Below are 25,531 nucleotides of genomic sequence, written 5' to 3'. Positions count from 1 at the left end.
GTCGATAATAGGCCTATACGATATAGTGTGACAGGAGTCTGGCATGGATCTCTTCGGGATCAACTCTGCGCATCAGAATGCGACCGGATTTTCTCTCGCATTCAGACCTGATCGGGATTCAGGGGAAGCGGACACCGCCGAAACTGTTCGTGCATCCGAATCGTCGCCGGAGATTTCGTCGCCCAAAGATAATGTGATGTCGTCTCATTTTGTCCATGCGCATCAGGAACGGTCGGCCTATCTTTCCGGTTTTATGGTTGGGCTGAAATTGCAGAATTCATTTTCCGGCCAGATGCAGTCTCTTGTGTCGGGGTATCAGCGCATTGCCGCATTGGCGGAAAATGCCATGACTCTGGCCGGTAAGGAAATGAACGATGCGGATCGGCACCTTTTGGGAATGAAGGCTTCCAAGGATGCTGACAACATAGTTGACGGTCATGTGGAGGAAAGCAACGAGGAAAAGCTCGATGAAATGCGTCGCGACATAGATGAACGTGCGCACGACGCCACTGCCTCCGAAAGCGAAAAAGTCCTGGAGAAGGGGGCCTCGCCCGAAGAGCCTCAGGAGGCTGTCGCGGAGGAAAAGGACACGGTGCCACAGGCTGCGGCCAACGCCGGGAAGGATATTCCGGCACAAGGGGACGCCTTGGAAACTCCGGTGTCGGATGGCAAAGAAGCGGCTCCGCCGGGAGACATTTCACCGGAAGAATTGGCCTCGGCGTTTCCGGCAGATGGTGCGTTACCCTCGCTGGACCTCATTATCTGAAAATTCCTATCCAAAAGCGGCAGACCTCGCAGGAGGCCTGCCGCTCTTGGTTCGTCCGGGCGGCTTGTTCGGGGCATACGCTTTGCAATGCTTTGCGAAATTTCAAAAAACAGGTAAGAACTACCCTAACACAGTATGCGAAACATTGCCGTCCTACTATTCCTCTGCCTGTTGCTGTCCGTCGCTTCCGCGTCGGCTGAAGGGTACGGCTACCCTTTTCCCGATCCTATCAAGGCGACGGTCTATGGTACGCCACCTTCTGAAATATATAAGGATTTCAAGTTCGTTCAGGTCAAGGCCAGAGCGCTTCGGGTCAAGGACCGCAAGGTCCCGGACATCTTCGCCTACAGCCGGGACATGTATTACAGCACGGCCCTGCACAAGGAGAAGGCTCCGCTCATATTCATCATAGCCGGAACCGGCGGCGAGCACGATTCCACGAAAATGGATTATCTTACCCGGGTTTTTTACAGCGCGGGTTTTAGCGTGGTGGCCCTGTCCTCGCCAACACACATGAATTTCATCATCTCCATGTCCCAGCACGCGGTGCCCGGTTATGTGCCCTACGATGTGGCCGACCTCTACCGGGCCATGCACTGGATCAAGGATGAACTGGCCGGGGAGTGCGAGGTGAGTGACTACTATGTCACCGGGTACAGCCTGGGAGCCATGCACGCCGCTTATCTGGCCCACATGGATGACGAGCGCCACGATTTCAACTTCAAGAAGGCGCTGCTCATCAATCCTCCGGTGAGCCTCTATCATTCGGTCAAGAAGCTGGACAGCTGGCTCGGCCCGGAAAATCTGGGCGGCCGCACCATTCATCAGCAGATCGAGCGGTTCGTGGAGATGTTTTCCGACTACTATGAGCAGCGGGATATCACGGACTTCGACGACAACTTTCTCTATGATCTGGTGACACATGTGGACTTTGACGATACCGATCTGCGCGCGCTTATCGGGGTTGATTTTCGCCTGTCTGCCACGGCTATGATTTTTTCCTCGGACGTCTGCCTGCGCGCCGGATATCTGGTGCCGCCGGACCAGTACCCCCTGGCAAACGGGGCCCCGCTCATGGATTACGCCGAGGCGGCCTTCGATATCAGCTTCGAGGAATACATGGACGAGTACCTGCTGCCGTATCTGAAGTATGTGGACCCGACCATGGACCGCTATACAATGATCAAGAATTGCAGTCTCTATCCTATTCGTTCCTGGCTTATGGATTCGGGCAAGGTGGTGCTCATCGGCAACCTCGATGATGTGATTCTGAACAATGACGACGTGCAGTTCATCGAGGACGTTTTTGGCAAGCGGGCCCATCTCTTTCCCACGGGCGGACATTGTGGCAACATGATGTATGGTCCCTTTGTGAAAGCCATGCTGGAGATGATCAAGTCATGACCGTGCGCAATGCCATATGCCGCCTTGCCCTTGCGGCTTTGCTTCTCCTGGCCCTTGTCGGCTGCGGTCCGTCCGTGCACCAGCATGTGGCGCCGGAGTTGACCCTGCCCTCCAGCGGGTTCCGGACCGAGGTCAACCACTGGCCCGATAACTGCGGCTCCAGCGGATTTGCGGTTCTGGATGTTTATGATCCGTGGGAACCGATGAACCGCAATATCTATTCCTTCAACGCCGGTTTTGACGAATATTTCATGCTTCCGGCCACAAATGTCTACGAGGCCGTGCTTCCGTCGCCCGTGCGTACCGGCGTCAAGAACGTCATCCGAAACCTTGATGAGGTCGGCGTTTTTGTGAACAGCCTGTTGCAGGGCAAGGGGAAGAAGTCGGGCATCACCACCTGCCGTTTCCTGATCAATTCCACCTTCGGGTTGGGCGGTCTCATCGACCTAGCTTCCGACAATCCCAAGCTGCAACGGCAGCAGGAGGATTTCGGCCAGACTCTCGGCTACTGGGGCGTGGGCAACGGCCCGTATTTCGTCATGCCGTTCTTCGGGCCTTCCAATCTTCGCGATACCGTGGGCTTCGGCGGGGACTTCCTTCTTCTCTGGTGGGAGATGAGGACAGTCTACAAGACCCTCGGCATCGACGATGACTGGCATTGGACATATTCCGAGCTGGCCCTGCGCGCCTTGAACCTGCGCGCCAATATTCCGTTCCGCTACCACAAGACCGGGTCGCCTTTCGAATATGAGCTGATCCGTTTTGTTTACACCAAGAAGCGCGAGCTCGACATCCGCAAATAATCCACCCTATTTGGAGTGGCTGTAGCCTCCTGCCTCGGCTTCGGTCAGGGGCGTGGTCACCGGGTTCTTGGCAAAGTAGGCCAGGCACCGTTTCAGGTCCTCGATGAACAGGTCGCCCAGGTCGCGGGAAAAACCGTGGCGTACCAGCACGCGCATGATGACCAGGTCTTCCCTGTCGGGCGGCATGGAATAGGCCGCCACCTGCCAGCCCCGCGTGCGCAGCCGGTCCGAGAGGTCGTAGAGGGTGTAGCCGTGGTCCTTGCCCTCGGTCAGCGACCAGCTCACGGCCGGGAGTCCGCCCGTTCCGTCATGGATGATGGCGAACGGTCCCAATTTTTTTATATCTGCCGCCAGGGTGCGGGCCGTCTCGTAGCAGGCGTGGTGGATGCGGCGGTACCCCTCGCGTCCCAGGCGCAGGAAGTTGTAGTACTGGGCCGCTATCTGGCCGCCGGGGCGGGAAAAGTTCAGGGCGAAGGTGGGCATGTCGCCGCCCAGGTAGTTGACCCGGAAAATCAGGTCCTCGGGCAGGTGGGCCTTGTCGCGCCAGACCACCCAGCCGACGCCCAGCGGGGCAAGGCCGTATTTGTGGCCGGAGCTGTTGATGGAGACCACGCGCTTTTGTCGGAAATCCCAGTCGAGGTCCGGCTCGATGAACGGGGCCACGAAACCGCCGCTGGCCGCGTCCACATGCACCGGAATGTCCAGGCCGGTTTGCTCTTCAAACGCATCCAGGGCGGCGCAGATGGCTGCGACCGGTTCATATTGGCAGGTGAAGGTCACGCCCAGCGTCGGCACCACGCCGATGGTGTTTTCATCGCAGCGGGCCACCACTTCCTCCGGGGAGAGAATGAGCCGGTCCCTGGCCATGGGCACCTCGCGCAGCTCCACGTCCCAGTACCGGGCGAACTTGTGCCAGCAGACCTGCACCGGGCCGCAGACCAGATTGGGCCGGTCCGTGCTTTTTCCCTCGGCGCGCCGTTTTTCCCGCCAGCGCCATTTGAGGGCGAGGCCGCCCAGCATGGCAGCCTCGCTGGAACCGGTGGTGGAGCAGCCCATGGCGCTGAGGCCGTCCGGGGCTCGCCACAGGTCGGCCAGCATGTGCACGCAGCGCGCCTCCAGCTCCGCTGTCTGCGGGTATTCGTCCTTGTCGATCATGTTCTTGTCCAGGCATTCGTTCATGATTCTGCGGACTTCCGGCTCGGCCCAGGTCTGGCAGAAGGTGGCCAGATTCTGGCGGGAGTTGCCGTCCAGCATCAGTTCGTCATGGACGACCTGATAGACGTGTCGGGGTGCGTTTTCGGTCTTGGGAAAACGGTATTTGGGCAGCCGGACCGAGAGGTCCGTGGCGGCGAAAACGTCGTCGAGCAGGCGGTGGCGGACGGAATCCTTGTCGTGCAGGGGCATGTCTTTTCTCCATCTTTTGTCTATTACGCTGAACGGGCGCGTGGTGCATTCTGTATTTGTGTTGTGCCACAGGAGCGGGGAGACGTCATCCTTTGGCCGAAAACACTGGTGCGTAATGAACCCGGTATGCTAGGGTAGGCACCATGTAACGCCTGAACAGAGGAGGCGAGGATGGATTCGAAGATCAAACAAATGAGCCTGGAAGAGGTCCGGGAGTTCTTGGCAGCGAAGCAGGGGGCGCTGGTGGATACCCTGCCCCCCGAGCATTTTGCGGAACGCCACATCCCCGGCGCCGTCAACGCCTGTGTGCATGAGGTGGTCTTTCTCGATACGCTGGCCGGACTGGTCGCGGACAAGGACGCGCCCGTGGTGCTTTATGGCGCGGGACCCAAATCCGTCGATTGCAAGTGCGCGGCCGAAAAACTGATCCGCGCCGGGTATACCGACGTGACCGTCTTTACCGGCGGTCTGGATGCCTGGCGGCAGGCCGGTCAGGTGCTGGAAGGCGTGGCTGCCGAAGCCGTGATCCCTCCGCATCCCCCGCTGGTTCTCGAATCCCGGACCTACCACATCGTGCCGGAGGAATCGAAGATTCTCTGGACCGGCCGCAACAGCAACGGCGGCCACCACGGTCTGCTCTTCGTATCAGGAGGGTATCTGGAAGGCGGGGAAACCCCTTCGGCCTCTTTCACCATGGACATGAAGTCCCTGCGTAATCTCGATCTGGAGGGCGACGAGCTGCGCCCCGTCCTGGAGGCGCACCTGAACTCCGATGATTTCTTTTTTACGGCCCTTTTCCCGGAGGCGACCTTTACCTCCACGCTCCTTCGCATCGCGGACACGGGAGAGATTTCCCGTCCCAACGCCATGATGCAGGGGGTGCTGGCCCTGCGCGGTATGGAGGATGAGATCGCTTTTCCGGCCCATATCCGCAATCTGACCGATGGCCGGATCACGGTCATGGGCAATCTCGATTTCGACCGCACCCACTGGGGCGTGATCTACGGCTCCTCGCGATTCTTCCAGCATCTGGGCTATCACGTGGTCTTTGATTTCATTTCCGCTGATTTCAGGCTGGTATTGGAATAGGGACGTGCGCTACTTCGTGTCGTCCTCAGCCATTTCGAGCGTGGAAAGGGGGAGGGTGATGGTAATTTGCAACCCCCCATTGGGGCCGTTGATGGCCTGAATGGTGCCTCCGTGCACGGTCACGGCCCGTTTGGCTATGGCCAGTCCGAGTCCTGCGCCGGATCCGGAAGTATTGCCGAGTCGGACGAACGGTTCGAAGATTTTTCCCAGGTCTTTTTCGGGCACACCCGGGCCGGAGTCGGCAATGCGGATACGGCAGCTGTCGCTGCCCATGTCGCGCGTAACGGTGACCCTGACCGACGTGCCGCGCGGACTGTGGCGCACGCCGTTGCGCACCACGTTTTCCAGCGCGCGGCGGATCAGTTCGGCTTCGCCGCAGGCCGTGGTGCCGGTCTCTTCTTCATCCGGGGCCATGTGCAGCACGACCTCCACGCCGTCCTCCCTCGCCTCGAAAGCCGCATTGTCCACCACCACCCGGGCCAGACTGCCTATATCGAAATATTCCTCCGGCATGTCCGCGCCGAATTCCACGCGCGAGAGGGTGAGCAGCTCGCCCACCAGTTCGTCCATGCGGCTCGATTCCTTTTCGATGCGGTCCAGCAGTTGCGGCATGCGTTGCGGGTTCTGGCGCGCCAGTCCGAAGGCCATGTGCTGCCGGGCCAGCGGGGAGCGCAGTTCGTGGGACACGTCATAGAGAAGTTGCTCGCGCGATTCCACCAGGGTTTGCATCCGTTCGGCCATGGTGTCGAAATCCCGCGCCAGGTCGGCTATCTCGTCCCGGCGGCGTCCCATGAGGGGTTTGAGGCGGATGCCGAGTTGCCCCTTGGTCAGCTGGTCGAATCCCAGTCGCAGCCGCCAGACAGGCTTGATCAGGTACCATGCCAGCAGGGCGCTGAAGAGCAGACCGCCGAGTATGCCGAGGATGACCAGTTCCGGCGGCATGTTGAACCAGCCGGACCTGGGCGGATGGGGCAGGGCGCTGGTTCCGTCGTATTGCAATGTGCATGTTGCGCCGTCCGGCAGCACGCCCTGTTTGGTGAAGACGGGATAGTCCGGTTTGGCGGTTTCGTTTCCGAAGTGCCAGGAAAAGCCTTTCCGTTCCTGTTCCGGCCAGCCGTCCACCAACGCCAGTAATTCCTTCTCGCCGCCCAGGCGCAGGACCGTGGCCGCCGCCTCCAGCCGGACCTCCGCTTGCTGGCGGACGTACTCCACCAGCCAGGGCCGGTGGCGGGGCTGTTCGTAGAGGTGAAAGATCAGCCACACGCCCTGTGAGATGCAGATGAAGGTCAGCCAGAAGCCGAACAGGATTTTCCAGAACAGCCGGATACGCATCAGCGTTGTACCCTGTAGCCTACGCCGCGTACGGTCTCGATGACGATGGCGTCGCCCGCGGCCTGGTCGAGTTTTTGGCGCAGGTGGCTCATGTGTACGTCCACGCTGCGGTCGTATGGTTCGCGCGTTCTGCCCAGCGCCCGTTCGGAAAGCTCGTCTTTGGTCACCACTTTGTCGCCCGCGCGCAGGAGCATTTCCAGAAAATTGAATTCCGAGACGGTCAAGTCCACGGGCTCGCCGTCCCAGTCCACCCGTCGTTGCGGTACCTGCACGCGCAGCTTGCCCATGTGCAGTTCGTCCTTGCTTTGTGGCGGGGGAGCCTCGCTGGTGCGGCGTAGCACCGCCCGAATCCGGGCCACCAGCTCGCGGGGGTAGCAGGGCTTGGGCACGTAGTCGTCCGCGCCCATCTCCAGTCCGACCACGCGGTCCACATGGTCGCCCTTGGCCGTGAGCATGATTACCGGCACCCGGCTTTCCTGCCGGATGCGTTGCAGAACCTCAACGCCGCCGCGCCCCGGGAGCATGATGTCCAGGAGGATCGCATCATACGCGCCGGATAGGGCCTCGTCCGTGCCCTCGATGCCGTTGTGCACGGTATGGGTCTCGAAATCCTCGGCTTCCAGGTACTCCGTGAGCAGCGCACTGAGGTCGACATCGTCGTCTATGATGAGTATGCGCGTGGGCTTTTGCATGATTTTCTCCTACACGACTTCCCGGTTTTGGCGAATGGCCGGAGGGGGAATTTACACTCTTTTTACACTTTCCGCCCAACCGCTTAACCCCAGGCTTCTCGGGAATGTCCTATGGTGCAGCCAACAAGACAAGGAAAATGAACGTGAACGAACAATCGAAACATCAGGTGGATCATATATGAAGTGGGCATACAAGGCAGCGGCCGTCATCGTTGTGATAGGATTGGGCTTTGGCGCGAAGATGTGGTTCTTTCCGCATGAGGAGCCGATGCAGTATCTTACCACGCCAGTGATCAGGGGCGATGTGCAGGAATCCGTGCTGGCGACCGGAACGTTGGCCGCGTTCAAGCAGGTCAGCGTGGGTGCCCAGGCGTCCGGTCAGGTCAATTCCCTCAAGGTGGCGCTGGGAGACAGCGTCAGGCAGGGCGAGTTGATTGCCGAGATCGACGCCCAGTCGCAGGAGAACGCCCTGCGCATCGCCCAGGCGGACCTGGAGAACATCAAGGCCCAGCGCGCCGCCAAGGTGGCGACCTTGCAGCAGGCCGAGTCCGAGTACAAGCGGCAGCAGGGAATGCTGCGGTCCAAGGCCACCTCGCGGCAGGACTATGAGGACGCGCTGGCCACTCTGGCCGAGACCAAGGCGGACATTGCGGCTCTGGATGCGCAGATCGTGAGCGCGGACATTGCCGTGGACACCGCCGAGGTCGATCTGGGCTACACCAAGATCACCGCGCCCATGGACGGCGTGGTGGTGGCCGTCATCACCAAGGAAGGCCAGACCGTGAATGCCTCGCAGTCCACACCGACCATCGTCAAGCTGGCCCAGCTCGATACCATGACCGTGGAGGCCGAGGTATCCGAGGCCGATGTGGTCCACGTTGAACCTGGCCAGAAGGTCCTTTTTTCCATCCTCGGCGAGCCGGACTCGCAATATGAGGCCACGCTCCGCAGCATCGAACCCGCGCCGGACTCCATCACCGAGGATGACGATACTACCAGTTCCAGCGACGAGGCCGTCTACTACAACGCCCTGTTCGACGTACCCAACCCGGACCACAAACTGCGTATCTCCATGACGGCCGAGGTGACCATTGTGCTGGATGAAGCCAAGGACGTTCTGCTTATCCCGGAAAGCGCCCTGGGAACCAAGGAACGGGATGGAACTTATTCCGTCCAGGTGTTGGTCGGCGAAAATAAGATTGAGACGCGAAAGGTGCGTGTTGGGCTGACCGACTCGGTCAATATTCAGGTGAAAAGCGGGCTGAAGGAGGGCGACCAGGTTGTCCTCGGCTCCGGCAATGCTGATGCCGCGGTCCGGAAAATGACCAGCCGTCACCCGCGTCCGCCCATGGGAATGTAGTCATGCCGCTGTTACAGATAGAAAATCTGCGCAAGGAATATCCGGCGGGCGATCAGCCCATGGCCGTGCTCAAGGACGTGAACCTGTCCATCGAGGCCGGGGAAATGGTCGCCATCGTTGGGGCTTCGGGGTCGGGCAAATCCACGCTGATGAATATCCTCGGCTGTCTGGATACCGCCACCAGCGGGACCTACCGCATCGCGGGCCGGGATGTCTCGGAGCTGGATGCCGATGAACTGGCCCGGCTGCGGCGCGAGCACTTCGGATTCATCTTTCAGCGCTATCATCTGCTCTCCGCCCTGACGGCGCAGGACAATGTGGAGATGCCCGCCATCTATGCCGGTATGGCCGCGTCCGACCGCAAGGCGCGAGCGGCCGAGCTGCTCACCCGGCTGGGGCTGGCGGACCGCATCCAGCACAAGCCCGGCCAGCTCTCCGGCGGCCAGCAGCAGCGGGTCAGCATTTCCCGCGCCCTGATGAACGGCGGGCAGGTCATTCTGGCCGACGAACCAACAGGCGCCCTGGACAGCCACAGCGGCCACGAGACCATGAAGCTGCTGACCGAACTCAATGCCGAGGGCCACACCATCGTGGTCGTGACCCATGACATGGAAGTGGCCGCTTTTGCCCGGCGAATCATTGAGATCAAGGACGGAGAGATCATTTCCGACCGGCCCAACGGCAACGCTCCCGAAGCCGAATCCGGCGAGCAACGACAGGCGTTGATTCACAAGGGCAGCGCCGCATGGCTGGATCAGGGGCGCGAACTGTTGCGCATGGCGGTTTCGGCCATGGCTTCGCATAAGCTGCGTACGTTTCTGACCATGCTCGGCATCATCATCGGCATTGCCTCGGTGGTATCGGTGGTGGCGCTGGGGCAGGGGTCACAGCAGCAGGTGCTCAACAATATCAGCGCCATAGGGACGAACGTCATCGACATTTTTCCCGGCAAGGGATTTGGCGACCGTCGGTCCGCCAGAATCCAGACCCTGAAGGCGTCGGATGCGGATGTCCTGGCCCGGCAGTCCTATGTGGACAGCGTCACGCCCAAGGTTTCCACCTCGGTGGACCTGCGCTACCGCAATGTGGACGTAACCGCCACGGTCACTGGGGTCAGCCAGTCGTACTTTCGGGTCTATGGCTACAAGATGGCTGAGGGCCGCGCCTTTGACCGCGATATGGTCCGCAAGATCGGGCAGGTGGCCGTCATAGACCAGAATACGCGCAAGCGGCTCTTTGGCGATGACGAGCAGGCCGTGGGCAAGGTCGTCATCCTCGGCTCCGTGCCATGCCGGGTCATCGGTGTGACCGAGGCCAAAAAATCCATGTTCGGCAACAGCGATTCCCTGAATATCTGGGTGCCGTACACCACGGCCATGCACCGGATGCTGGGCCAGTCCTACCTGGGCAGCATCACCGTGCGCGTCAAGGACGGCGCACCCATGCAGGCGGCGGAGCAGGGCATCGAGCATCTGCTGACCCGGCGGCACAATGCCAAGGATTTCTTCATCATGAATACCGATACCATCCGCAAGACCATAGAGAGCACGACCAAGACCATGACCCTGCTCATCTCCGCCATCGCGGTTATTTCGCTGGTGGTGGGCGGCATCGGGGTGATGAACATCATGCTCGTCTCCGTCACGGAGCGGACCCGCGAGATAGGCGTGCGCATGGCCGTCGGTGCCCGGCGTGCGGATATCATGAGCCAGTTTCTCATCGAGGCCGTGCTGGTCTGCCTGCTGGGCGGGGTTCTCGGCATCCTTCTGGCCCTTGGTGTGGGGTTGGCCGTGTCCAGGAGCGGCGGCGGCTTCACCATGGTCTATTCCACCGCGTCCATGGTCCTGGCCTTTGTCTGTTCCACCCTCATCGGTGTGGTCTTCGGCTATCTCCCGGCCCGGAGCGCCTCGCGTCTCGATCCGGTGGATGCCTTGGTGCGCGAATAAGAAAGCGAGAAGCCAATGAAAAAATATATCTGCCTGATTCTGTTTGTCCTGTTGCCCCTTTCCGGCTGCGGGGCGTTGCTCAAAACCGATTTTCAACCGCCGCAAACGGTTGCCTCGGCACAGTGGACCGGGGATTCGGCCTCCAATGCGACCTCGGCCGCCGAGTGGCCCAAGGATTTCGGAGACCCGGCATTGTCCCAGCTGGTCAAGCTAGCCCTGGAGCGCAACAACGATCTCGCCGCGGCGGCCATCAAGGTGCGCAAGGCAATGTATCAGGCCGGGCTGGCCTGGGAGGACATGATCCCTGATTTCTCGGCCACCATGGGTACCGACAGCCAGAAGAATCTCAAAAAGGGAGATTGGCAGACCTCTTATTCCGCCAATTTTCAGATCAGCTATGAGGCCGACCTGTGGGGCAAGCTCAGCCGGGCGCATGATTCGGCCGAGTGGGAGGCCCTGGCCACGGAGCAGGACCGTCAAAGCACGGCCCTGACCCTGGTGGGCACCACCATGAATCTCTACTGGGAGATCGCCTACGACAATGTCCGGTTGCAATTGAGCGAGCGCAATATCGAGTCTGCCCAACAGACTGTGGAACTGACGGCGTCTCAGGAACAGTACGGTGCGTCGTCTCCGCTGGAAGTAAACCAGGCACGGCAGGATCTGGCCAGTCTGCTGGCCACGCGGCAGACGCTTCTGCAATCACGCAGGGAAGACCACAACGCGATGGCCGTGCTCTTCGACATGCCGCCCGGCAAGGTCATGGCCGATCCGGCCGATCTCTCCATGGCCAAGCTGCCGCCGATCCCGGCCGGTTTGCCTGCGGAACTGCTTGGCCGTCGTCCGGACCTTCGTGCGGCGGAGCTTCGGCTGCGGGAATATCTGGCCGATACGGATGCGGCCAAGGCGGGCTTCTACCCGACGCTCTCCCTGACCGGCAGTCTGGGCAGCGCCAGCACCGAGTTTTCGGATATGATGAACAATCCGGTGGGCGCGGTCATTTCCAGTCTCGCCTTCCCGTTTCTCAACTGGAACACCCTGAAGCTGAACCTCAAGGTGTCCAAGGCGGAATACGACGAGGCCGTGGTCAACTTCCGGCAGACACTCTACAAGGCGATGGAGGAAGTGGAAAACGCGCTCTCCAACCGCGACCATCTGGCCGAGCAGGGGCGGCATCTGGCGGAGAATCTGGCGGCGGCAAGGGAAGTGGAACGCATTTACGAGGTGCGCTACAAGGCGGGGTCCGGTACGCTCAAGGATTGGCTGGACGCGCAGGATACCCGACGCTCGGTGGAGGCGTCCGTGGCCGAGAACCTTTACAATCGGCTGAACAATTACGTCACGCTGTATCAGGCGCTGGGCGGGGAACCGCCACGGAATGAGGCCGCCGCACAGGCCACGGGCGGAGTCTCCTCCGCCAAACAGGCCGGGTAGGGCGGACGTGGATCAGTCCAGGGCTACCAATTCCACATCGCCCCAGGCGGCCAGGGTGTCGTCCACCTGGGCGAAGACGCCGGTCAGGCCGTATTCGGCAAGCGCCTTGGCCTGCTCCAGAACGTGGTTGACGTCGCCTTTGTCCCGCAGAAGGTTGCACAGGGCGGTGGCTGCGGCGTCGGCCAGCCGGGCATCGGCGGCGCGAACGGCCACCAGATCGCCCCGGCCCAGGGATAGGGAGTGGCCAATGGTGGCGCTGGAGGCGCAGACCGAGGCGGGGAAGGCGTCTGCTTCGATGCGCAGGCCCAGCATGGCCCCGGAGTCGGGCTCGGCAAGCAGGGCGACAATGCGTTCCCGGGTGGACCGCAGGTAGGTGTCACCGCCGTTCTCAACGAGGATATTCGGACTCTGGCCTGCGAAATGATCTCCCACCGCCTGGGCTACCGCACCGGCCACGGCGGCCATCGGACCCACGCCACATAGCGCCGCTGCTTTAGCCATGGCGCGTACCACCTCCGGCGCTTCCTCCGGCACGGCTACGGGCACCAGGGAATCGGCGAACTCCGGGTGGAAAAGAATCCAGTTCTTGATCTCCCCCCGCACGCCGGTCACAAAGGCAGCCACCTCGTCGTGCAAATCCTTTTCCGCCACTACCAGCAGATCGCTCTGCTCGACGGCCACCTGAAAACGGACTTCGTTTCCCTGTGGCCGGACAGTCTCGCGGTATGTCCTTTTCGTGGACAGATGACGCCTGCTCACCCGTGCCTCCCGGCGATTGTTCCTAACTTGGAACAGGTTATGAACATGGTTACGAACAAAGTTACGAACAAAGTTATGAACAGAGTTAAGAACATGGTTACGAACATTTTATGCACATTCTTCGCCCAATACAATATAGATACATATTCCCATATCGGCGGAGGGCTCCCAACGGAGTGGGTGAGAATGAGGGGATTTGGGGAAAGGGGGAGCAGCTGGACGAATGGCTTCGGCAGGCTTCCCCCATTTTCCACTGAAGGAGTGTCCTTTTAGAACCCGGCGTCTTCATTAATCAGGACGATGATGATTCGCCCCTTGGGAAAGGACTTTTCGGTGATCGTCCAGGAGTTGCAGATGCGCTGGGGGGAGCTGCAGTCCATGCAGTGGCCGGTTTTGACGCAGGGCGTTTTCAGGTCCAGGCGCATGGTGTTGACCGGAGCCACGTACTCCTTGATGCGGGCCATGGCGCGGGCGAGATCGGGCACCAGCTTGTTGCGCGAAAGCAGGATGACCACGTTCTTCGGGCCGAAGGTGATGGCCCCGGTGCGGTTGCCGATCATGTCGAGGTTGACCAGATGCCCCTCCGCCGTCACGGCGTTGGAGGAGCAGAAGAAACAGTCGGAGAGCAGTGCCTGGCGGCGAAGCTCGTATTTGTCCTCGTTGGAAAGCGACTGGTCCCACGTGTCGAGCACCTCGTATTCCGGGGATTCAAGCAGGCGCTCGCGGATGCCGGAGGCTGCAAGAGTGGCCGATCCGCCCCAAGATACGGTTTTGGGCTTGAGTGTCGGCAAAATCTCGTTTATGACCACATCCCCAGCGTGAGTCTGGGAGTCTGCCCGGTAGACGGTAAATCCGTTTTTGGTCAGACGTTGTTCCAGGTCCCGGAGGTTGAGTTCCCAATAATTGTCAATGGCATTTTCCATGGTGCCTCCAATGTTTGACAGGTGCTGCGGGAATCGACCGGCAGGAGATTCCTGCCAGCCACGGAAGATCTAGCAGATTTCCCCCCGGCGTGAAAGCGGGAGAAAACAGGCAAACCATCCGTGAACCGGAGTGATTTTGGTCTTGACGACCGCGCATCCTCCGGTTATATGCTTCCGTTCTACGTAACCATTACCGAAATTCTACTCTCAGGAGATATACCGATATGAAACGTACGTATCAGCCCAGCAAGTGCCGTCGTAAAAGAACCCATGGCTTTCTGGTGCGCTCCCGCACCAAGAACGGTCGTGCCGTGCTTCGCAGCCGTCGCGCAAAGGGACGCAAAAGATTAGCTGTCTAGGTTGGAGCAAGGAGCGCCGGCTGCTGAAAAGCCCGGAGTTCACGGCCTGTTACGAGCAGGGCAGGAAGCACTTCACCCGAAGCTTCATCCTTTTCGCCCTAAGCAGGGACCACGGCCCGGACGGGATTCGTCTGGGCCTTACCGTGAGCCGCAAGGTGGGCAACGCAGTGGCGCGCAACCGCATTAAACGGGTGGTGCGCGAGTATTTCAGGCTGCATCAATTGCATGTTGATTTGCCTCTGGATATCGTCATCGTTCCGAAGCGGAACCTTGAGGCCAAGCAGCTTACCCTCGCCCTCGCCACAGAAGAGTTCACCCCGCTTTTAAGCCGCCTTGGGGCGGGAGCGGCGGCCTCTATAGTGAGGAAATGATGCGCAAGGTCCTGCTGGCGCTCATTTGGTTGTACCAAAAACTCATCTCCCCCCTGTTGCCTCCGGCGTGCAGGTTCGTTCCGTCGTGCTCCGAGTATGCGATGGAAGCGATCCAAACGCATGGCGCCATCAAGGGCGGCCTTTTAACGCTTTGGCGTCTCCTTCGTTGCCAACCTCTGTGCCGCGGGGGCTATGACCCCGTCCCGGCCGTTTGGCCATCCCCACTATCCAAAGCGAGAATCATTTCATGGACAAGAAGGAGAAAATCCGCTTAGTCATTGCCCTGGCTCTGAGCGCCCTGGTCGTCTTCGGATGGCAGTACCTCAATCAGCCCTCGGCTGAGCAGAAGGCCGAAATGGCCCTTCAGGCAGCGCAGGCGGAAAAGCAGGCCGCTGTTCTTACAGAACAGAAGACCGCAACCCAGGGGGCCGAACCGGCCGCCGTTCCCGACTTCGTGCCCACCAAGGGTGTTCAGGTTACCGTGGACACTCCTCTCTATACCGCCGTCTTCAATTCCCAGGGCGGTATCCTGCAGAAATTTGTTCTCAAGAAGTACAAGGACACCATTGCCCAGGATTCCCCGAATGTGGACCTGATCGGCGAGAAGGCCTTTGTGAAGGGCCCCCTCGGACTGTTCCTCTCCCGCGGAGGGGACGACCAGGTGCATACCTGGAAGTACGGAGACTGGGCGTTCCATGGCTCCGATATCACGCTGACGGAGCAGGACGGCACCAAGACCCTGACCTTTACCGGTCAGGTGCATGGCTTCCGTATTGAGCGTGTGCTGACTTTCCATCCCGATTCCTACCTCATTGAGGAGAACACCGGGGTGACCAACCTGAACACGACCGGCGTTGAGGGCTCCCTTGCCTTTACCGCCGCCGCCAAGTCCATGTCCGCAGCGGGCAACCGCTACAACCCGACCAAGGTGGCCTACCTGAACAAGGACGGCCGCAGCGAGGTCACGGACCGGGACGACCTCAAGAAAAAGGGCCTTTCCGCAGCCGACGGCTTGGAGTGGGGGACCATCGAGTCCAACTACTTCCTGTTCGCCGTCATGCCGGACAGTGATGATTCCACTCTTTCCGCCGGTTACCAGGACGACATCTTCCGCATGGCCGTGACCCGCAATGCGACCTTCATGCCCAATGTGACCAAGTCCTTCAAAGCGTCCTACTTCCTCGGACCCACGAACCGGAAGATGCTCGCGGCCATGCCCAACGATCTCGACAAGGCCGTCAACTTCGGCTGGTTCGACTTCCTGGCCAAGCCGCTGCTCATAGCCATGAACTTCTTTTACGGCTATGTGCATAACTACGGTATCGCGATCATCATCTTGACCATTATCATTAAATTGCTATTCTGGCCGCTGTCCCAGAAGAGTTACGGCTCCATGGAACAGATGAAGAAACTGCAGCCAATGGTCCAGAAACTTCGCGAGAAGTATGGCGACGATAAACAGCGGCTCAATCAGGAAACCATGGCCCTGTACAAGACGTACAAGGTCAATCCCATGGGCGGTTGTCTGCCCATGGTGGTGCAGATCCCGGTTTTCTTTGGCCTGTACAAGGCGTTGTTGGGCGCTGTCGAGCTGCGTCACGCGCCGTTCATTGCCCACCTGCCGTTTACCGATCTGCCCTGGCTGGCCGATTTGTCCGCCAAGGACCCGTATTACATTACACCCATTATCATGGGTGCGACCATGTTCCTGCAGCAGAAAATGACGCCCTCCGCAGGGGATCCGACGCAGAGGAAGATTATGATGGCTATGCCGCTCATCTTCACTTTCATGTTCCTGCAGTTCCCCGCCGGTCTGGTCGTCTACTGGTTGCTCAACAACCTCTTGTCCATCGGCCAGCAGTTCATGATTGCGCGTAAGGCCAAGGTCAAGGCGGCTGCGCACAACGATTAACCACGCCTCCGGGGGCCCCGACTACCCGGCAGATACAAGGAAAAGATCATGAGTGACTTCAAGGAATTCCAGGGAAAAGATCTGGACGAAGCCATCGAGAGCGCCTGCGATTACTTCAATCTGAAACGCGACCGCCTGGAGATTGAAATTCTTGGCGGAGGCTCCACCGGCATCTTCGGAATTATGGGCGTCAAGAAGGCCAAGGTAAAGGCCCGGCCCCGCGCTCAGGTGAACACTTCCGATATCTTCAATGGTGAAAGCGAAGGACGCGCTGAGCGGGAAAAGCCCGCCGCCAGTGCCGAAAAGCCCGCCGCCAGTGCTGAAAAGCCCGCTGCTCCCGCGCCCATCGTCGAGGCGGAGCCGGAGGGCCCGGCTCCCGGCAATGCTATTGAGCCCGAGGAATATGATGACATCAACGGCAATGTGGTCGAACCCGAGTACGACCCGGCCAACGACATCAACGGCAATATCGTTATGTCCGAGCCGCAGCCCCGTGAACGCAAGGGGGGACGGGAACGCAAACCCCGTGAGCGCAAGCCGCGCGAGGTCAAGCAGCCCAGAGTCGAAAAGCCCCGCCGCGAACGCAAGCCGCGTCCGGAACGCAAGCCACGCCCCGAGCCGGAGATGGTCTACAATGACGAGCCGCGTCCCGCTGTGGACATGTCCGAATTTGATCCCGCCGTTCTTGAGGAAGCCGTTCGCGAAGTCATGACCAAGCTGTTGACCCCCATCGTGGGTGAGACCACCGTGGAAGTGACCATCGAGTCCGACCGCGTCAAGGTTTTCATTGATGACGAGGAGAACAGCGGCCTGATCATCGGACGGGAGGGGCAGACGCTGTCCTCCCTGCAATACCTGGTCAATCGCCTGGTTTCCCGCAAGATGGAAGCTTCCGTGCGCATCCAGGTGGACACCGGCGACTATCGCGAACGCCAGGATGACAAGCTGCGTCAGATCGCGCTGCATCTGGCTGGAAAGGCCTCTGATCTGGGCCGCACCCAGTCGACCAAGCCTTTGTCCTCCTACCATCGCCGTGTGGTGCATCTCGCATTGCAGGAAAATGAGGAAGTCTTTACCCGTTCCAAGGGTGAAGGCCCCATGAAGCGCGTGCTCATCGTTCCCAAGAATCGCAAGAACGGTGGACGCCAGCGCTACTAAGTTCCCTTCAGAATGAAATGAAGGGCCGGGGAGAACTTCTCCCCGGCCCTTTTTCGTTTTGATCGCAGGTGGATTGGTTTATTCTTGCTTGTTGCTCATGACTGCGTGCAGCAGGTTGCGTTCCATGATTCGTATGATTCGGCTGTCATGTTCATCTCTGCCTATCGCAAGCAGCTGTTGCTGGGCCATGCCATGGATGTATTGCTCAATGCGGTCTGTGGTGGTGACGAAGGTGTCGGCCAGCGACTTCACCGTAGTGTCGTAGGTGAGGACCATGGTATTGTTGGAGGCAAAGAGGTCGAGAATGCGTACAACGCCCATACCGATGCTTGGAACCTTTAGCGCCTTCTTGGTTGTTGATTTCAGTCGGCTGACGAGAACTGTGATGATGGAGGCAATGACCTTGGGCGAGGCTTTCATATATTCGTCCAGATCGTCCTTGGTCACTTCTATGACCTTGGAGTCCTCCAGGGCGATTGCCGTGGCTGTACGCGTGTTGTCGTCCAGAAAGAGGGCCATCTCGCCGAAGATGGATATGGGTTTGAGCACCGCGAAGACTTTCTTGTGCCCGTCCACCGTGCCGGAGATCTCAATTTTCCCATCCGTGAGGATGTAGGCCGAATCTCCCTTCGCTCCCTCGCTGAAGACGACGTTGTGCCTGAGTACATTGCGCATCAGGAAATTCCCTTGGGACACCTTCTTCAACTTTATCTGCTGCTGGACGATGGACACGGGAACTCCTGGTTGCGTTGAAATCCTCTATGCCTCGATATGTATTACCTGAATAAGGGAAGGATTCAAGCAAATAGCATTAACCTGCATGGCTTGCGACGCTTGCCAGCTTGCCTGTCAGGCCGTTGCTGCGCCCCTTGCGGCTATCGGCCTTGATGGTCACGTAGATGCGGTCGCAGTCCGGCTCCAGAGCATGGTAGCACTCGCTCACAGCTTGCATGACTTCGTCCCATTCGCCCTCTATGGCCGTGCCCATGGGGCCGAGCTTGTAATCTAGGCCGGATTTTTCCAGTACGGCCTCGGTGCGGGCCACATAGCGGCCCAACCCTGAGCCGCCCTTGTCCAGGGGGAATATGGAGAGATCAACGATGACGCTCATTTTGCGCGCTCCTTTGTTCGGGTCATTTGTCCGGTATAGGAAGGAGCGGAGGCAAATGCAATGGTTGCGGAGTGTGCGACCGGCGAACAAAACATTCGGCCAGAAGATTCAGGAAGCGCCCTAACATTTGTTCGCCCGGCATGGGAGTAGCGGAGGTCCGGAAGGAAGGAGCAGCCCGAAGCGCGAAAATATGGGGTAGCACGTGGGTTTGGGTGATGCCTTCGCCTGAAAAAGCGGCAAAGGCGCTGGCCGTGTCTGCCGCGTGTAACACCACTTCGTGGTTTTGCTCCCTGGTGTAGATCGCTGCGCAACGGGATGGGGCGGATGTGACGGAAAACTGACGGCAGGCCAGGGGGCGCGCAGGGTGGATGGAACATGAATTGTCTTCCAGAAACGGACAGGGAATGCGCAATTCCCAATAGGCGCGTTTCAGGCCGCCCATGGCGCGGTTGTCACAGGTGTGGCGTTCAAATCCCTCTGTCAGTTGTGAGAGTAACCCAGACTCGCTCAACCTTTCCATACCGGTATTGAAACGGTGGATTACTCGTTTTTTGATGCTGGCCGGAAGTGAACCTACCAGGCTGGCAAGATGGAGCGCTTCCCATCTGCTTACCGGCACTAGCTGGTTGCAGCATACCGAACAGCCTGGGCCACAGGTCACCGACTTGTCCATGCGTGCAAGATCGTTATCCGATTTTTGGTGGATGGCGTCGGCTATGCGAAAAACGTGGGGTAGGATGTCGAGCGGCGAGTTGGCCGTTTCCATTGCGGCAATATCCAGACGGAGTGGTTCTCCTTCCGGAAAGTCTATGACAAAGGTGCTGGTGGAAGTCTCGCTCATAATCCGAATCTTGGTATAGTTTTCCGTACAAATTATTGCGCTGGGCTATAATTGGGGCTGTGGAATCTTTTTCCCAAACAGCAGAAATGCATCTAGTGTGCCGAAGGTGTGAAACATTTTTTGAAGTTGGCTATTGATTTTGTCTGTAAAGCGGGTTACGAATACGTTAATTAGTTTTTCCGGGGGGTTATAGCACGAACTCGGAAAAAAGGATGCCATTGGTGCCACATAAAAAAATAATGTGGCACCTGATAACGGTTAGGTCCGAGTTCGGGTTTTGTGCCCGGCGGTTATGAGTGAGAATAACGATATTCTCTTTATCATAACGACTCATTTTTATTACGGAGGTGTTCTATGAAATTTTCCGTAGGTCATGGCAGGGACGGAGCCGTGGAGCGGCTGGAAAAACGCGGCGTCACCCGTCGTGATTTCATGAAGTTCTGCGGAACCGTGGCCGCAGTGATGGGCATGGGCCCGGCTTTCGCTCCGAAAGTTGCCGAAGCCCTCACTGCAGACAACAGGCCCGACGTAGTCTGGCTGCACAACGCTGAATGTACCGGTTGTTCCGAGTCCATTCTGAGGACTGTCGAGCCTTACATCGACGCTCTTATCCTGGATTATATTTCCCTGAACTACCATGAGACCATCATGGCTGCCGCCGGTCACGCCGCCGAGAAGGCGCTGTGGGATACGGTGGAGAAGGGGAATTATGTCGCGGTCATCGAGGGTGGCGTTCCCACCGCTCCGGCCGGTGACAACAACGAGCCGGGCGCCCACGGCAAGGTCGGCGGCCACACCATGCTGGAAAACACCATGAAGGTCGTCAACGGAGCCGCCGCCACCATCACCTACGGTACTTGCGCCGCTTACGGTGGTGTGCAGAAAGCCGCCCCGAACCCGACCCAGGCCAAGGGACTCGACGAACTGTTCCCGGGCAAGGCCATCATCAATATTCCCGGCTGCCCGCCGAACCCGTACTCCCTGGTTTCCTCCATCGTGTATTTCCTGAGCAAGGGTGTGCCCGAGCTTGACGATTACGGCCGTCCGGTCCTCTTCTACGGAGAGTCCGTCCACGACAACTGTCCTCGTCAGGAGTTCTTCAACAACGACCAGTTCGCTCCTTCCTTCGGTTCCGAAGAAGCTCGCAAGGGCTGGTGTCTGCGTAAACTCGGTTGCCGCGGTCCTGAGACCTACAACAACTGCCCGACCGTGAAGTTCAACCAGTACAACTGGCCCGTCCAGGCCGGCCACCCCTGCATTGGCTGCTCGCAGCCCAATTTCTGGGACGGTGCCGACTGGGATGGTGAAACGTACTTCTACACCGATCTGACCGATTTCTAGTCAGCGGTTTTGGAAGGCAGACACAAACCGAATTCATTCCTAAGGAGGATATAATATGTCCGGTTGCGCAAAATCCGGTCCCGCCATGGCGAAGGGTAAACACGACGTTATTGTCGACCCGGTCACCAGAATCGAGGGCCACCTTCGCATCGAGGCCGTCGTGGAAGACGGCAAGATCATCGATGTCCGCTCCAGCTCCCAGCTGTTCCGCGGCCTGGAAATCATCCTGAAGGGACGTGATCCCCGGGATGCTCAGCACTTTACCCAGCGTTCCTGCGGTGTCTGCACCTACGTGCACGCCTTGGCCTCCGTCCGCGCTGTAGACAACGCTGTCGGCGTGGACAAGGAACTGCCGCACAACGCCACCATCATTCGTAACCTGGTCCTGGCCGCGCAGTTCATGCATGATCACATCGTGCATTTCTATCACCTGCACGCCCTGGACTTTGTTGATGTCTCCGCCTGTCTCCAGGCCGACGTCAAAAAAACCGCCGAAATCGCTGCCGCGGTTGCCAAGACCGTCCGTCCGAATCCGAAGATCGTCTCCTCCGAGGCCGATCTGCAGAAGACCAAGGACACCGTCAAGGGCATCGTGGAATCCGGCCGTCTCGGCATCTTCACCAACGCCTACTTCCTCGGCGGCCACCCGGCCTACGTGCTGCCCCCCGAGGTCGACCTGCTGGCAACCAACCACTACCTGAACGCCCTGCACCTCCAGGTCAAGGCCGCTCGGGCCATGGCTGTCTTCGGCGCCAAGAACCCGCACACCCAGTTCACCGTCATGGGCGGCGTGTCCTGCTACGAAGGCCTCACCGACAAGTACATCAATGACTTCCTGGCTCTGTACTCCGACATCAAGGACTTCATCCTTGACTGCTACATCCCGGACCTCATCGCCGTTGCCGGTTACTACAAGGATTGGGCCAATATCGGCGGAACCACCAACTTCATGTCCTTCGGCGAATACCCGGCGCAGGGCGGCGAGCCGGACCTCAACTCCCGCTACGTCAAACCCGGCGTCATCTTCGACCGCAAGTTCACGGATGTCATGGCCTTCGATCCCACCAAGATCGAGGAGCATGTCAAGCACTCCTGGTACAAGGACGACACTCCGAAGCACCCCTACGAGGGCGTTACCGATCCGAAGTACACCAGCCTTGACGACAAGACCAAGTATTCCTGGATGAAGGCTCCCCGTTATGAAGGTCGTGCCACTGAGGTCGGTCCCCTGGCCACCTGCCTGGTGAACTACACCCAGAACGCGGACTTCAAGACCTACGTCGACTTCGTACTCAAGGCTCTGGGCGTCGGCCCCGAGGCCCTGTTCTCCACCCTCGGCCGTACCGGTGCCCGTGGCATTGAATGCCTGGTCACCTGCCTGAAGACCGAAGAGTGGGTCAACGACCTCAAGGAAAACGTTGCCAAGGGCAAGCTCGACATCTGTAAGGATTGGGACATGCCCGCCGAAGCACAAGGCGTCGGCTTCGTCAACGCTCCTCGCGGCGGCCTGAGCCACTGGATCAACATCAAGGACAGCAAGATCGAGAACTTCCAGCTCGTGGTGCCTTCCACCTGGAACCTCGGCCCCCGCTGTGACAAGGACATCCCCGGACCGACCGAGGAAGCCCTGCTCGACAACACCCCGATCGCCGATCCGGAGCGTCCGGTCGAGATCCTGCGTACTGTCCACTCCTATGACCCCTGCATCGCCTGCGGCGTGCACGTCATCGACAACAAGACCGGTAACGTCAAAAAGTTCCGCGTCCTGTAAGCGCAGCAATCCGTTTGAAAATGAAGAGGCCCGGAATTCCGGGCCTCTTTTTTTATGATCAGCGCTGCGACGGGCGGCTTGCGATAGCGGGGCGTCTGCACATTTATCGCAAGCCGCCCACTCTCCCAAGCCTCGGTACGGCTGGGAAGTCCGTCAAAAGTTGTACCACATCCTATTTACTGACAGTTGTATTCGTGTCCTTGAGGTGAACAGCTGGAATTCTGCAGAGGGAGTAATTTTGAATAGATTTGTATCCGTGAATTACAGTCTTGATATCATGCGTTTGAAACGCCAGTTCCCGAGTTTTGCCCAGATTAGGAGCCAAATTGACATTATTAGAATAAGGAGAAGGTCGACAGAAATGGTTAGAACAGCCAAAAGCATTTCCCCATGGAGTGCCAGCATTGGGTTAACATTCTCTATAAATAATGCTTTTAAAATATTAGTCAAAGGGAATGCATCTATAGTGATCCAATGACTCGCTGTTAGTATGGCAATACTTCCAAAAGTAAATGAGATTGATACAATACAGTGTCTCCATCGTATTCCTGTATTTCGCATGCCAATCAATATAGAACCTAGTGCTGATAAAGGAAGAATCGACAAAAAAAACATGGTCCCACTAAAGGAAACAAGTAACAATGTATACATTCTTTCTGAAAGTTTTAACTGATCAACACTATATTGAAATGTTAAGAAAAAAATATTGTTTAGTATTAGTATGACTGTAATCAGTATGATGAATTGTAACTCTGGAAAAATCAGAACGTGTTTATCTGTTTTTTTTACAGTCTTGCTTGGTTGATATTTTTTTTGTTCACTGTCACTTTGAGTATAATATTTTTTGTCAATATAGAATGGTAATAAAGCGATTAAAATTGCGAAAAATCCTGATGAGTATAGGTGGTTTTCACTTGGATCTATGAATGTTATTAAGACAAAAATGATCACCAAAACAACGAGAAGTGTAATAATATCCGTTTCAATATTTTTTTTCATCGTGTCTCACCGTCGGAGTGGCTAATATTTGCCTAGTTGAACGAGATTATTATCTGAAAAACGACTTGCGTTATGCAGTAAATTATAAATGATGTGTGGTAGGTTGTCAAAATAAAGGCCTCGGAATGATGATTAAAGCCGTATCAGATTAAATTTACACACATTAATATTTTCTCAAATTTCAAGTTAGTTAAAGAAAAAGAACTGTATTGTTTATTCGAAAACTTAGTTGACTGTGAATTCTCAAGTTAAACCGAACAACTTGGCAAGCCTCGTTTTCTCGTTTTGAACTTTCATGTTCCTGCGTATATTATGAAGCATCTCCACGCACATTTGCTGTTGTTGTCATTCATCTTTTTTCCCCTCCGTTTGATGCGCTCACTGCGTGCCGCGCCGTGGCCGTATATGACGGGCTCGGTCGCATTGGTACTGGCGGTGGGATTCAAGGGCGCTGGCGCGGTGCGCTGGGCGGAAGGGGGGCAAACTGCGCAGGCCGTTGCCCTGGGTTGCTGGGGAGTTGGGTGGTTGGTTGTCGCCCTGTTCGCTCTGGCCGATGCGTCTGCAAGGTATCGGGAATACCGGCGTATTCGGGCCATGCTGCTTCGCTTCGGGTATAGCAACCGCATCCTTGAGCCGTTGGCCACCTCCCGGTGCCAGCGGGATGCCGCGCTTCTGGCCGCCAGTGAAACCGGGCATGGGAACCGGGCCAGGGCCTACTTCGCATCGCTGGGGTATCGCTGGTACCATATCCTTCCGGACCGTGTGGCGCGAAATCCGTTGGTTTTTCTCAGTCCCGTTTTTCTGCGGGCTTCCTTTTTGCCCGGGAAAAAAGGGCGAGCGTAGCGCAGACTCTAAACGGCACAAGGCCCGGAACGGTGAACCGTTCCGGGCCTTGTGCCGCTTGAAGCGAGAAGAGCCGTCTACAGCATCTCCGGCTCGTAATCCAGGACTTCCACCATGTCGCGCAGAATCTTGAGCGTCTCCTGCGCTTCCTTGGGGTCGAGCTTGCGCAGGGCAAAGCCCGCGTGGATGATGATATAGTCGCCAAGGGCGATGTCTTCGTCCAGAAGCATGATGGACGCCTGGACCGTGGTTTCCCCTTCGCCCACCTTGCAGGTGGCGACGCCGTCACTGATCTCAATGATTTCGGCTGGTATCGCGAGGCACATAGATTTTCTCCGTGGCTGGGTTGGCTGTCGAGCGAGGGGCGTAATCGCCTCCGGCTTGTTCCACTTCCTTGAGCACCAGGTCCATGACGGCGGGCAGCTTGGCCGCCAGTTCCGGCGAAAGCTCGGCGGACATATCCTTGTAGTTCACCGGCTCGATGCCGTAGAGGATCACGTCGTCCGGCACGGTGCCGATGAGGCTGCACCGGGCGAGGGTATCAAGCAGATCGGTTTGGTGCATGGAATTTGTAAAGGCGCACGCCTTTTTGAGATCCTTGCCTAGCAGGCGGAATACGTCACCGGGTTCGCCCTCGTTGAGGACGATATCCACGATAATCAGATAGTCCGACTCCATGATCGGACCCATGAGGCGAAAACCCAGCGTGCCGCCGTCGAGCACGGTCACGTTGGGAGTGAATTCGTATCGCTGCTCCAATTCCTCGGCCACTCGGACGCCGAATCCCTCATCCATGAAGAGGACGTTGCCGACGCCGAGGATCAGAATATTTTTTTCCGTTTCAGACATAGAATTTTCTTAGTCAACGAGGCGAGTTTTCGCAAGGTGAAATCCGATTTTTCCCGAAACGATG

At 58.1% G+C, this 25,531-nt stretch carries 26 protein-coding genes; 15 read left to right on the top strand and 11 right to left on the bottom strand.

The genetic code is table 11. From position 1 onward, the window contains the following. Window positions 1-43: 43 nt before the first annotated feature. The 3 genes from ACI0FG_RS10905 to ACI0FG_RS10895 all read left to right on the top strand — a co-directional run bounded on the left by ACI0FG_RS10905 (window position 44) and on the right by ACI0FG_RS10895 (window position 2,973). Entirely contained in the window at window positions 44-766 is a 723-nt protein-coding gene (locus tag ACI0FG_RS10905) for a hypothetical protein (RefSeq protein ID WP_419785027.1), read from the top strand. 135 nt (window positions 767-901) lie between these two features. Then, window positions 902-2,170, top strand: a complete 1,269-nt coding sequence (locus ACI0FG_RS10900; protein WP_419785026.1) for an alpha/beta hydrolase — start codon at window positions 902-904, stop codon at window positions 2,168-2,170. Then, window positions 2,167-2,973 (top strand): MlaA family lipoprotein, encoded by an 807-nt coding sequence (locus ACI0FG_RS10895; protein ID WP_419785025.1) that lies wholly within the window; start codon window positions 2,167-2,169, stop codon window positions 2,971-2,973. Before ACI0FG_RS10900 ends, ACI0FG_RS10895 begins: the two co-directional genes overlap by 4 nt. Window positions 2,974-2,979: 6 nt before the next feature. On the opposite strand, the gene ACI0FG_RS10890 is transcribed toward ACI0FG_RS10895, so the two are convergent. After that, entirely contained in the window at window positions 2,980-4,377 is a 1,398-nt protein-coding gene (locus ACI0FG_RS10890; RefSeq protein ID WP_419785024.1) for a glutamate decarboxylase, read from the bottom strand. Between the two features lie 171 nt (window positions 4,378-4,548). Between ACI0FG_RS10890 and ACI0FG_RS10885 the strand changes: the two genes are divergently transcribed. Continuing rightward, window positions 4,549-5,466, top strand: a complete 918-nt coding sequence (locus ACI0FG_RS10885) for a YceI family protein (RefSeq protein ID WP_419785023.1) — start codon at window positions 4,549-4,551, stop codon at window positions 5,464-5,466. A gap of 9 nt (window positions 5,467-5,475) precedes the next feature. Here ACI0FG_RS10885 and ACI0FG_RS10880 read toward each other — a convergent pair whose 3' ends face one another. Together ACI0FG_RS10880 and ACI0FG_RS10875 are read right to left on the bottom strand one after the other, a co-directional pair. Beyond that, window positions 5,476-6,798 carry a HAMP domain-containing sensor histidine kinase gene (locus tag ACI0FG_RS10880; protein ID WP_419785022.1) on the bottom strand — a complete coding sequence of 441 codons (1,323 nt, stop codon included), beginning with the start codon at window positions 6,796-6,798 and terminating at the stop codon, window positions 5,476-5,478. Then, window positions 6,798-7,490 (bottom strand): response regulator transcription factor, encoded by a 693-nt coding sequence (locus tag ACI0FG_RS10875; protein ID WP_419785021.1) that lies wholly within the window; start codon window positions 7,488-7,490, stop codon window positions 6,798-6,800. Before ACI0FG_RS10875 ends, ACI0FG_RS10880 begins: the two co-directional genes overlap by 1 nt. Before the next feature lie 178 nt (window positions 7,491-7,668). On the opposite strand from ACI0FG_RS10875, the gene macA reads away from it, so the two are divergent. The 3 genes from macA to ACI0FG_RS10860 are packed head-to-tail and all read left to right on the top strand — an operon-like array spanning window position 7,669 to window position 12,230. Next, window positions 7,669-8,850: a macrolide transporter subunit MacA gene (macA, locus tag ACI0FG_RS10870; RefSeq protein ID WP_419785020.1), complete on the top strand. Its 1,182-nt coding sequence runs from the start codon at window positions 7,669-7,671 to the stop codon at window positions 8,848-8,850. A gap of 2 nt (window positions 8,851-8,852) precedes the next feature. Further along, window positions 8,853-10,796, top strand: coding sequence for a MacB family efflux pump subunit (locus ACI0FG_RS10865; RefSeq protein WP_419785019.1), 1,944 nt, complete (start codon window positions 8,853-8,855; stop codon window positions 10,794-10,796). Window positions 10,797-10,811: 15 nt separating this feature from the next. Next, window positions 10,812-12,230, top strand: coding sequence for an efflux transporter outer membrane subunit (locus ACI0FG_RS10860; protein ID WP_419785018.1), 1,419 nt, complete (start codon window positions 10,812-10,814; stop codon window positions 12,228-12,230). A gap of 12 nt (window positions 12,231-12,242) precedes the next feature. Here the strand turns inward: ACI0FG_RS10860 and ACI0FG_RS10855 are convergent, their stop codons facing one another. Continuing rightward, window positions 12,243-12,989 (bottom strand): UPF0280 family protein, encoded by a 747-nt coding sequence (locus tag ACI0FG_RS10855; RefSeq protein ID WP_419785017.1) that lies wholly within the window; start codon window positions 12,987-12,989, stop codon window positions 12,243-12,245. Between the two features lie 269 nt (window positions 12,990-13,258). Then, window positions 13,259-13,912: a lactate utilization protein gene (locus ACI0FG_RS10850; RefSeq protein WP_419785016.1), complete on the bottom strand. Its 654-nt coding sequence runs from the start codon at window positions 13,910-13,912 to the stop codon at window positions 13,259-13,261. Between the two features lie 224 nt (window positions 13,913-14,136). On the opposite strand from ACI0FG_RS10850, the gene rpmH reads away from it, so the two are divergent. Genes rpmH through jag form a run of 5 tightly spaced genes read left to right on the top strand, consistent with a single transcriptional unit; the run spans window position 14,137 to window position 17,712 of the window. Then, window positions 14,137-14,271 carry a 50S ribosomal protein L34 gene (gene rpmH, locus ACI0FG_RS10845; protein WP_419785015.1) on the top strand — a complete coding sequence of 45 codons (135 nt, stop codon included), beginning with the start codon at window positions 14,137-14,139 and terminating at the stop codon, window positions 14,269-14,271. Further along, entirely contained in the window at window positions 14,259-14,642 is a 384-nt protein-coding gene (gene rnpA / locus ACI0FG_RS10840; protein WP_419788383.1) for a ribonuclease P protein component, read from the top strand. The genes rpmH and rnpA overlap by 13 nt, the downstream gene beginning before the upstream one ends. After that, entirely contained in the window at window positions 14,639-14,917 is a 279-nt protein-coding gene (gene yidD, locus ACI0FG_RS10835; RefSeq protein ID WP_419785014.1) for a membrane protein insertion efficiency factor YidD, read from the top strand. Before rnpA ends, yidD begins: the two co-directional genes overlap by 4 nt. Then, window positions 14,890-16,554, top strand: a complete 1,665-nt coding sequence (gene yidC / locus ACI0FG_RS10830) for a membrane protein insertase YidC (RefSeq protein ID WP_419785013.1) — start codon at window positions 14,890-14,892, stop codon at window positions 16,552-16,554. Before yidD ends, yidC begins: the two co-directional genes overlap by 28 nt. Before the next feature lie 48 nt (window positions 16,555-16,602). Then, complete coding sequence (gene jag / locus ACI0FG_RS10825; RefSeq protein ID WP_419785012.1) at window positions 16,603-17,712, top strand: RNA-binding cell elongation regulator Jag/EloR; 1,110 nt, start codon at window positions 16,603-16,605, stop codon at window positions 17,710-17,712. Between the two features lie 78 nt (window positions 17,713-17,790). Here the strand turns inward: jag and ACI0FG_RS10820 are convergent, their stop codons facing one another. The 3 genes from ACI0FG_RS10820 to ACI0FG_RS10810 all read right to left on the bottom strand — a co-directional run bounded on the left by ACI0FG_RS10820 (window position 17,791) and on the right by ACI0FG_RS10810 (window position 19,589). Further along, window positions 17,791-18,444: a cyclic nucleotide-binding domain-containing protein gene (locus tag ACI0FG_RS10820; protein WP_419785011.1), complete on the bottom strand. Its 654-nt coding sequence runs from the start codon at window positions 18,442-18,444 to the stop codon at window positions 17,791-17,793. Between the two features lie 79 nt (window positions 18,445-18,523). After that, window positions 18,524-18,823 carry an MTH1187 family thiamine-binding protein gene (locus ACI0FG_RS10815; protein ID WP_419785010.1) on the bottom strand — a complete coding sequence of 100 codons (300 nt, stop codon included), beginning with the start codon at window positions 18,821-18,823 and terminating at the stop codon, window positions 18,524-18,526. A gap of 22 nt (window positions 18,824-18,845) precedes the next feature. Next, on the bottom strand, window positions 18,846-19,589 hold the full coding sequence (locus ACI0FG_RS10810) for a YkgJ family cysteine cluster protein (protein ID WP_419785009.1): 744 nt from the start codon (window positions 19,587-19,589) through the stop codon (window positions 18,846-18,848). 429 nt (window positions 19,590-20,018) lie between these two features. On the opposite strand from ACI0FG_RS10810, the gene ACI0FG_RS10805 reads away from it, so the two are divergent. Both ACI0FG_RS10805 and ACI0FG_RS10800 read left to right on the top strand, forming a co-directional pair. Then, the gene (locus ACI0FG_RS10805; RefSeq protein ID WP_419785008.1) at window positions 20,019-21,005 is read left to right on the top strand and encodes a hydrogenase small subunit; all 987 of its coding nucleotides are present in this window, start codon (window positions 20,019-20,021) and stop codon (window positions 21,003-21,005) included. A 55-nt stretch (window positions 21,006-21,060) separates the two neighbouring features. Further along, window positions 21,061-22,776: a nickel-dependent hydrogenase large subunit gene (locus ACI0FG_RS10800; RefSeq protein WP_419785007.1), complete on the top strand. Its 1,716-nt coding sequence runs from the start codon at window positions 21,061-21,063 to the stop codon at window positions 22,774-22,776. Window positions 22,777-23,037: 261 nt separating this feature from the next. On the opposite strand, the gene ACI0FG_RS10795 is transcribed toward ACI0FG_RS10800, so the two are convergent. Next, the gene (locus tag ACI0FG_RS10795) at window positions 23,038-23,775 is read right to left on the bottom strand and encodes a hypothetical protein (RefSeq protein ID WP_419785006.1); all 738 of its coding nucleotides are present in this window, start codon (window positions 23,773-23,775) and stop codon (window positions 23,038-23,040) included. Window positions 23,776-24,180: 405 nt separating this feature from the next. On the opposite strand from ACI0FG_RS10795, the gene ACI0FG_RS10790 reads away from it, so the two are divergent. Next, complete coding sequence (locus tag ACI0FG_RS10790) at window positions 24,181-24,618, top strand: hypothetical protein (RefSeq protein WP_419785005.1); 438 nt, start codon at window positions 24,181-24,183, stop codon at window positions 24,616-24,618. Between the two features lie 77 nt (window positions 24,619-24,695). Here the strand turns inward: ACI0FG_RS10790 and ACI0FG_RS10785 are convergent, their stop codons facing one another. Both ACI0FG_RS10785 and ACI0FG_RS10780 read right to left on the bottom strand, forming a co-directional pair. Further along, a complete protein-coding gene (locus ACI0FG_RS10785; RefSeq protein WP_419785004.1) occupies window positions 24,696-24,944 on the bottom strand; it encodes a HypC/HybG/HupF family hydrogenase formation chaperone in 249 nt (82 codons plus the stop codon). Then, complete coding sequence (locus tag ACI0FG_RS10780) at window positions 24,913-25,467, bottom strand: HyaD/HybD family hydrogenase maturation endopeptidase (protein ID WP_419785003.1); 555 nt, start codon at window positions 25,465-25,467, stop codon at window positions 24,913-24,915. The genes ACI0FG_RS10785 and ACI0FG_RS10780 overlap by 32 nt, the downstream gene beginning before the upstream one ends. Window positions 25,468-25,531 lie beyond the last annotated feature (64 nt).

It is taken from the genome of Pseudodesulfovibrio sp. 7M6, from assembly GCF_050058625.1.
Lineage (GTDB): Bacteria > Desulfobacterota > Desulfovibrionia > Desulfovibrionales > Desulfovibrionaceae > Pseudodesulfovibrio > Pseudodesulfovibrio salinus.
The sequence above is the reverse complement of the archived record's forward strand: the minus strand, read 5'-3'. Positions and strand labels throughout refer to the sequence as shown.

What these genes read in the sequence shown, in the direction of transcription:
- jag (WP_419785012.1), top strand. Translation starts at nt 16,603, where the DNA reads ATGAGTGACTTCAAGGAATTCCAGGGAAAAGATCTGGACGAAGCCATC.
- ACI0FG_RS10805 (WP_419785008.1), top strand. Translation starts at nt 20,019, where the DNA reads ATGAAATTTTCCGTAGGTCATGGCAGGGACGGAGCCGTGGAGCGGCTG.
- yidD (WP_419785014.1), top strand. Translation starts at nt 14,639, where the DNA reads ATGATGCGCAAGGTCCTGCTGGCGCTCATTTGGTTGTACCAAAAACTC.
- ACI0FG_RS10790 (WP_419785005.1), top strand. Translation starts at nt 24,181, where the DNA reads ATGACGGGCTCGGTCGCATTGGTACTGGCGGTGGGATTCAAGGGCGCT.
- ACI0FG_RS10905 (WP_419785027.1), top strand. Translation starts at nt 44, where the DNA reads ATGGATCTCTTCGGGATCAACTCTGCGCATCAGAATGCGACCGGATTT.
- ACI0FG_RS10850 (WP_419785016.1), bottom strand. Translation starts at nt 13,912, where the DNA reads ATGGAAAATGCCATTGACAATTATTGGGAACTCAACCTCCGGGACCTG.
- yidC (WP_419785013.1), top strand. Translation starts at nt 14,890, where the DNA reads ATGGACAAGAAGGAGAAAATCCGCTTAGTCATTGCCCTGGCTCTGAGC.
- ACI0FG_RS10865 (WP_419785019.1), top strand. Translation starts at nt 8,853, where the DNA reads ATGCCGCTGTTACAGATAGAAAATCTGCGCAAGGAATATCCGGCGGGC.
- ACI0FG_RS10810 (WP_419785009.1), bottom strand. Translation starts at nt 19,589, where the DNA reads ATGGAAACGGCCAACTCGCCGCTCGACATCCTACCCCACGTTTTTCGC.
- ACI0FG_RS10860 (WP_419785018.1), top strand. Translation starts at nt 10,812, where the DNA reads ATGAAAAAATATATCTGCCTGATTCTGTTTGTCCTGTTGCCCCTTTCC.
- rpmH (WP_419785015.1), top strand. Translation starts at nt 14,137, where the DNA reads ATGAAACGTACGTATCAGCCCAGCAAGTGCCGTCGTAAAAGAACCCAT.
- ACI0FG_RS10780 (WP_419785003.1), bottom strand. Translation starts at nt 25,467, where the DNA reads ATGTCTGAAACGGAAAAAAATATTCTGATCCTCGGCGTCGGCAACGTC.
- ACI0FG_RS10785 (WP_419785004.1), bottom strand. Translation starts at nt 24,944, where the DNA reads ATGTGCCTCGCGATACCAGCCGAAATCATTGAGATCAGTGACGGCGTC.
- ACI0FG_RS10815 (WP_419785010.1), bottom strand. Translation starts at nt 18,823, where the DNA reads ATGAGCGTCATCGTTGATCTCTCCATATTCCCCCTGGACAAGGGCGGC.
- ACI0FG_RS10800 (WP_419785007.1), top strand. Translation starts at nt 21,061, where the DNA reads ATGTCCGGTTGCGCAAAATCCGGTCCCGCCATGGCGAAGGGTAAACAC.
- ACI0FG_RS10795 (WP_419785006.1), bottom strand. Translation starts at nt 23,775, where the DNA reads ATGAAAAAAAATATTGAAACGGATATTATTACACTTCTCGTTGTTTTG.
- ACI0FG_RS10880 (WP_419785022.1), bottom strand. Translation starts at nt 6,798, where the DNA reads ATGCGTATCCGGCTGTTCTGGAAAATCCTGTTCGGCTTCTGGCTGACC.
- ACI0FG_RS10885 (WP_419785023.1), top strand. Translation starts at nt 4,549, where the DNA reads ATGGATTCGAAGATCAAACAAATGAGCCTGGAAGAGGTCCGGGAGTTC.
- ACI0FG_RS10895 (WP_419785025.1), top strand. Translation starts at nt 2,167, where the DNA reads ATGACCGTGCGCAATGCCATATGCCGCCTTGCCCTTGCGGCTTTGCTT.
- ACI0FG_RS10875 (WP_419785021.1), bottom strand. Translation starts at nt 7,490, where the DNA reads ATGCAAAAGCCCACGCGCATACTCATCATAGACGACGATGTCGACCTC.
- macA (WP_419785020.1), top strand. Translation starts at nt 7,669, where the DNA reads ATGAAGTGGGCATACAAGGCAGCGGCCGTCATCGTTGTGATAGGATTG.
- ACI0FG_RS10900 (WP_419785026.1), top strand. Translation starts at nt 902, where the DNA reads ATGCGAAACATTGCCGTCCTACTATTCCTCTGCCTGTTGCTGTCCGTC.
- ACI0FG_RS10890 (WP_419785024.1), bottom strand. Translation starts at nt 4,377, where the DNA reads ATGCCCCTGCACGACAAGGATTCCGTCCGCCACCGCCTGCTCGACGAC.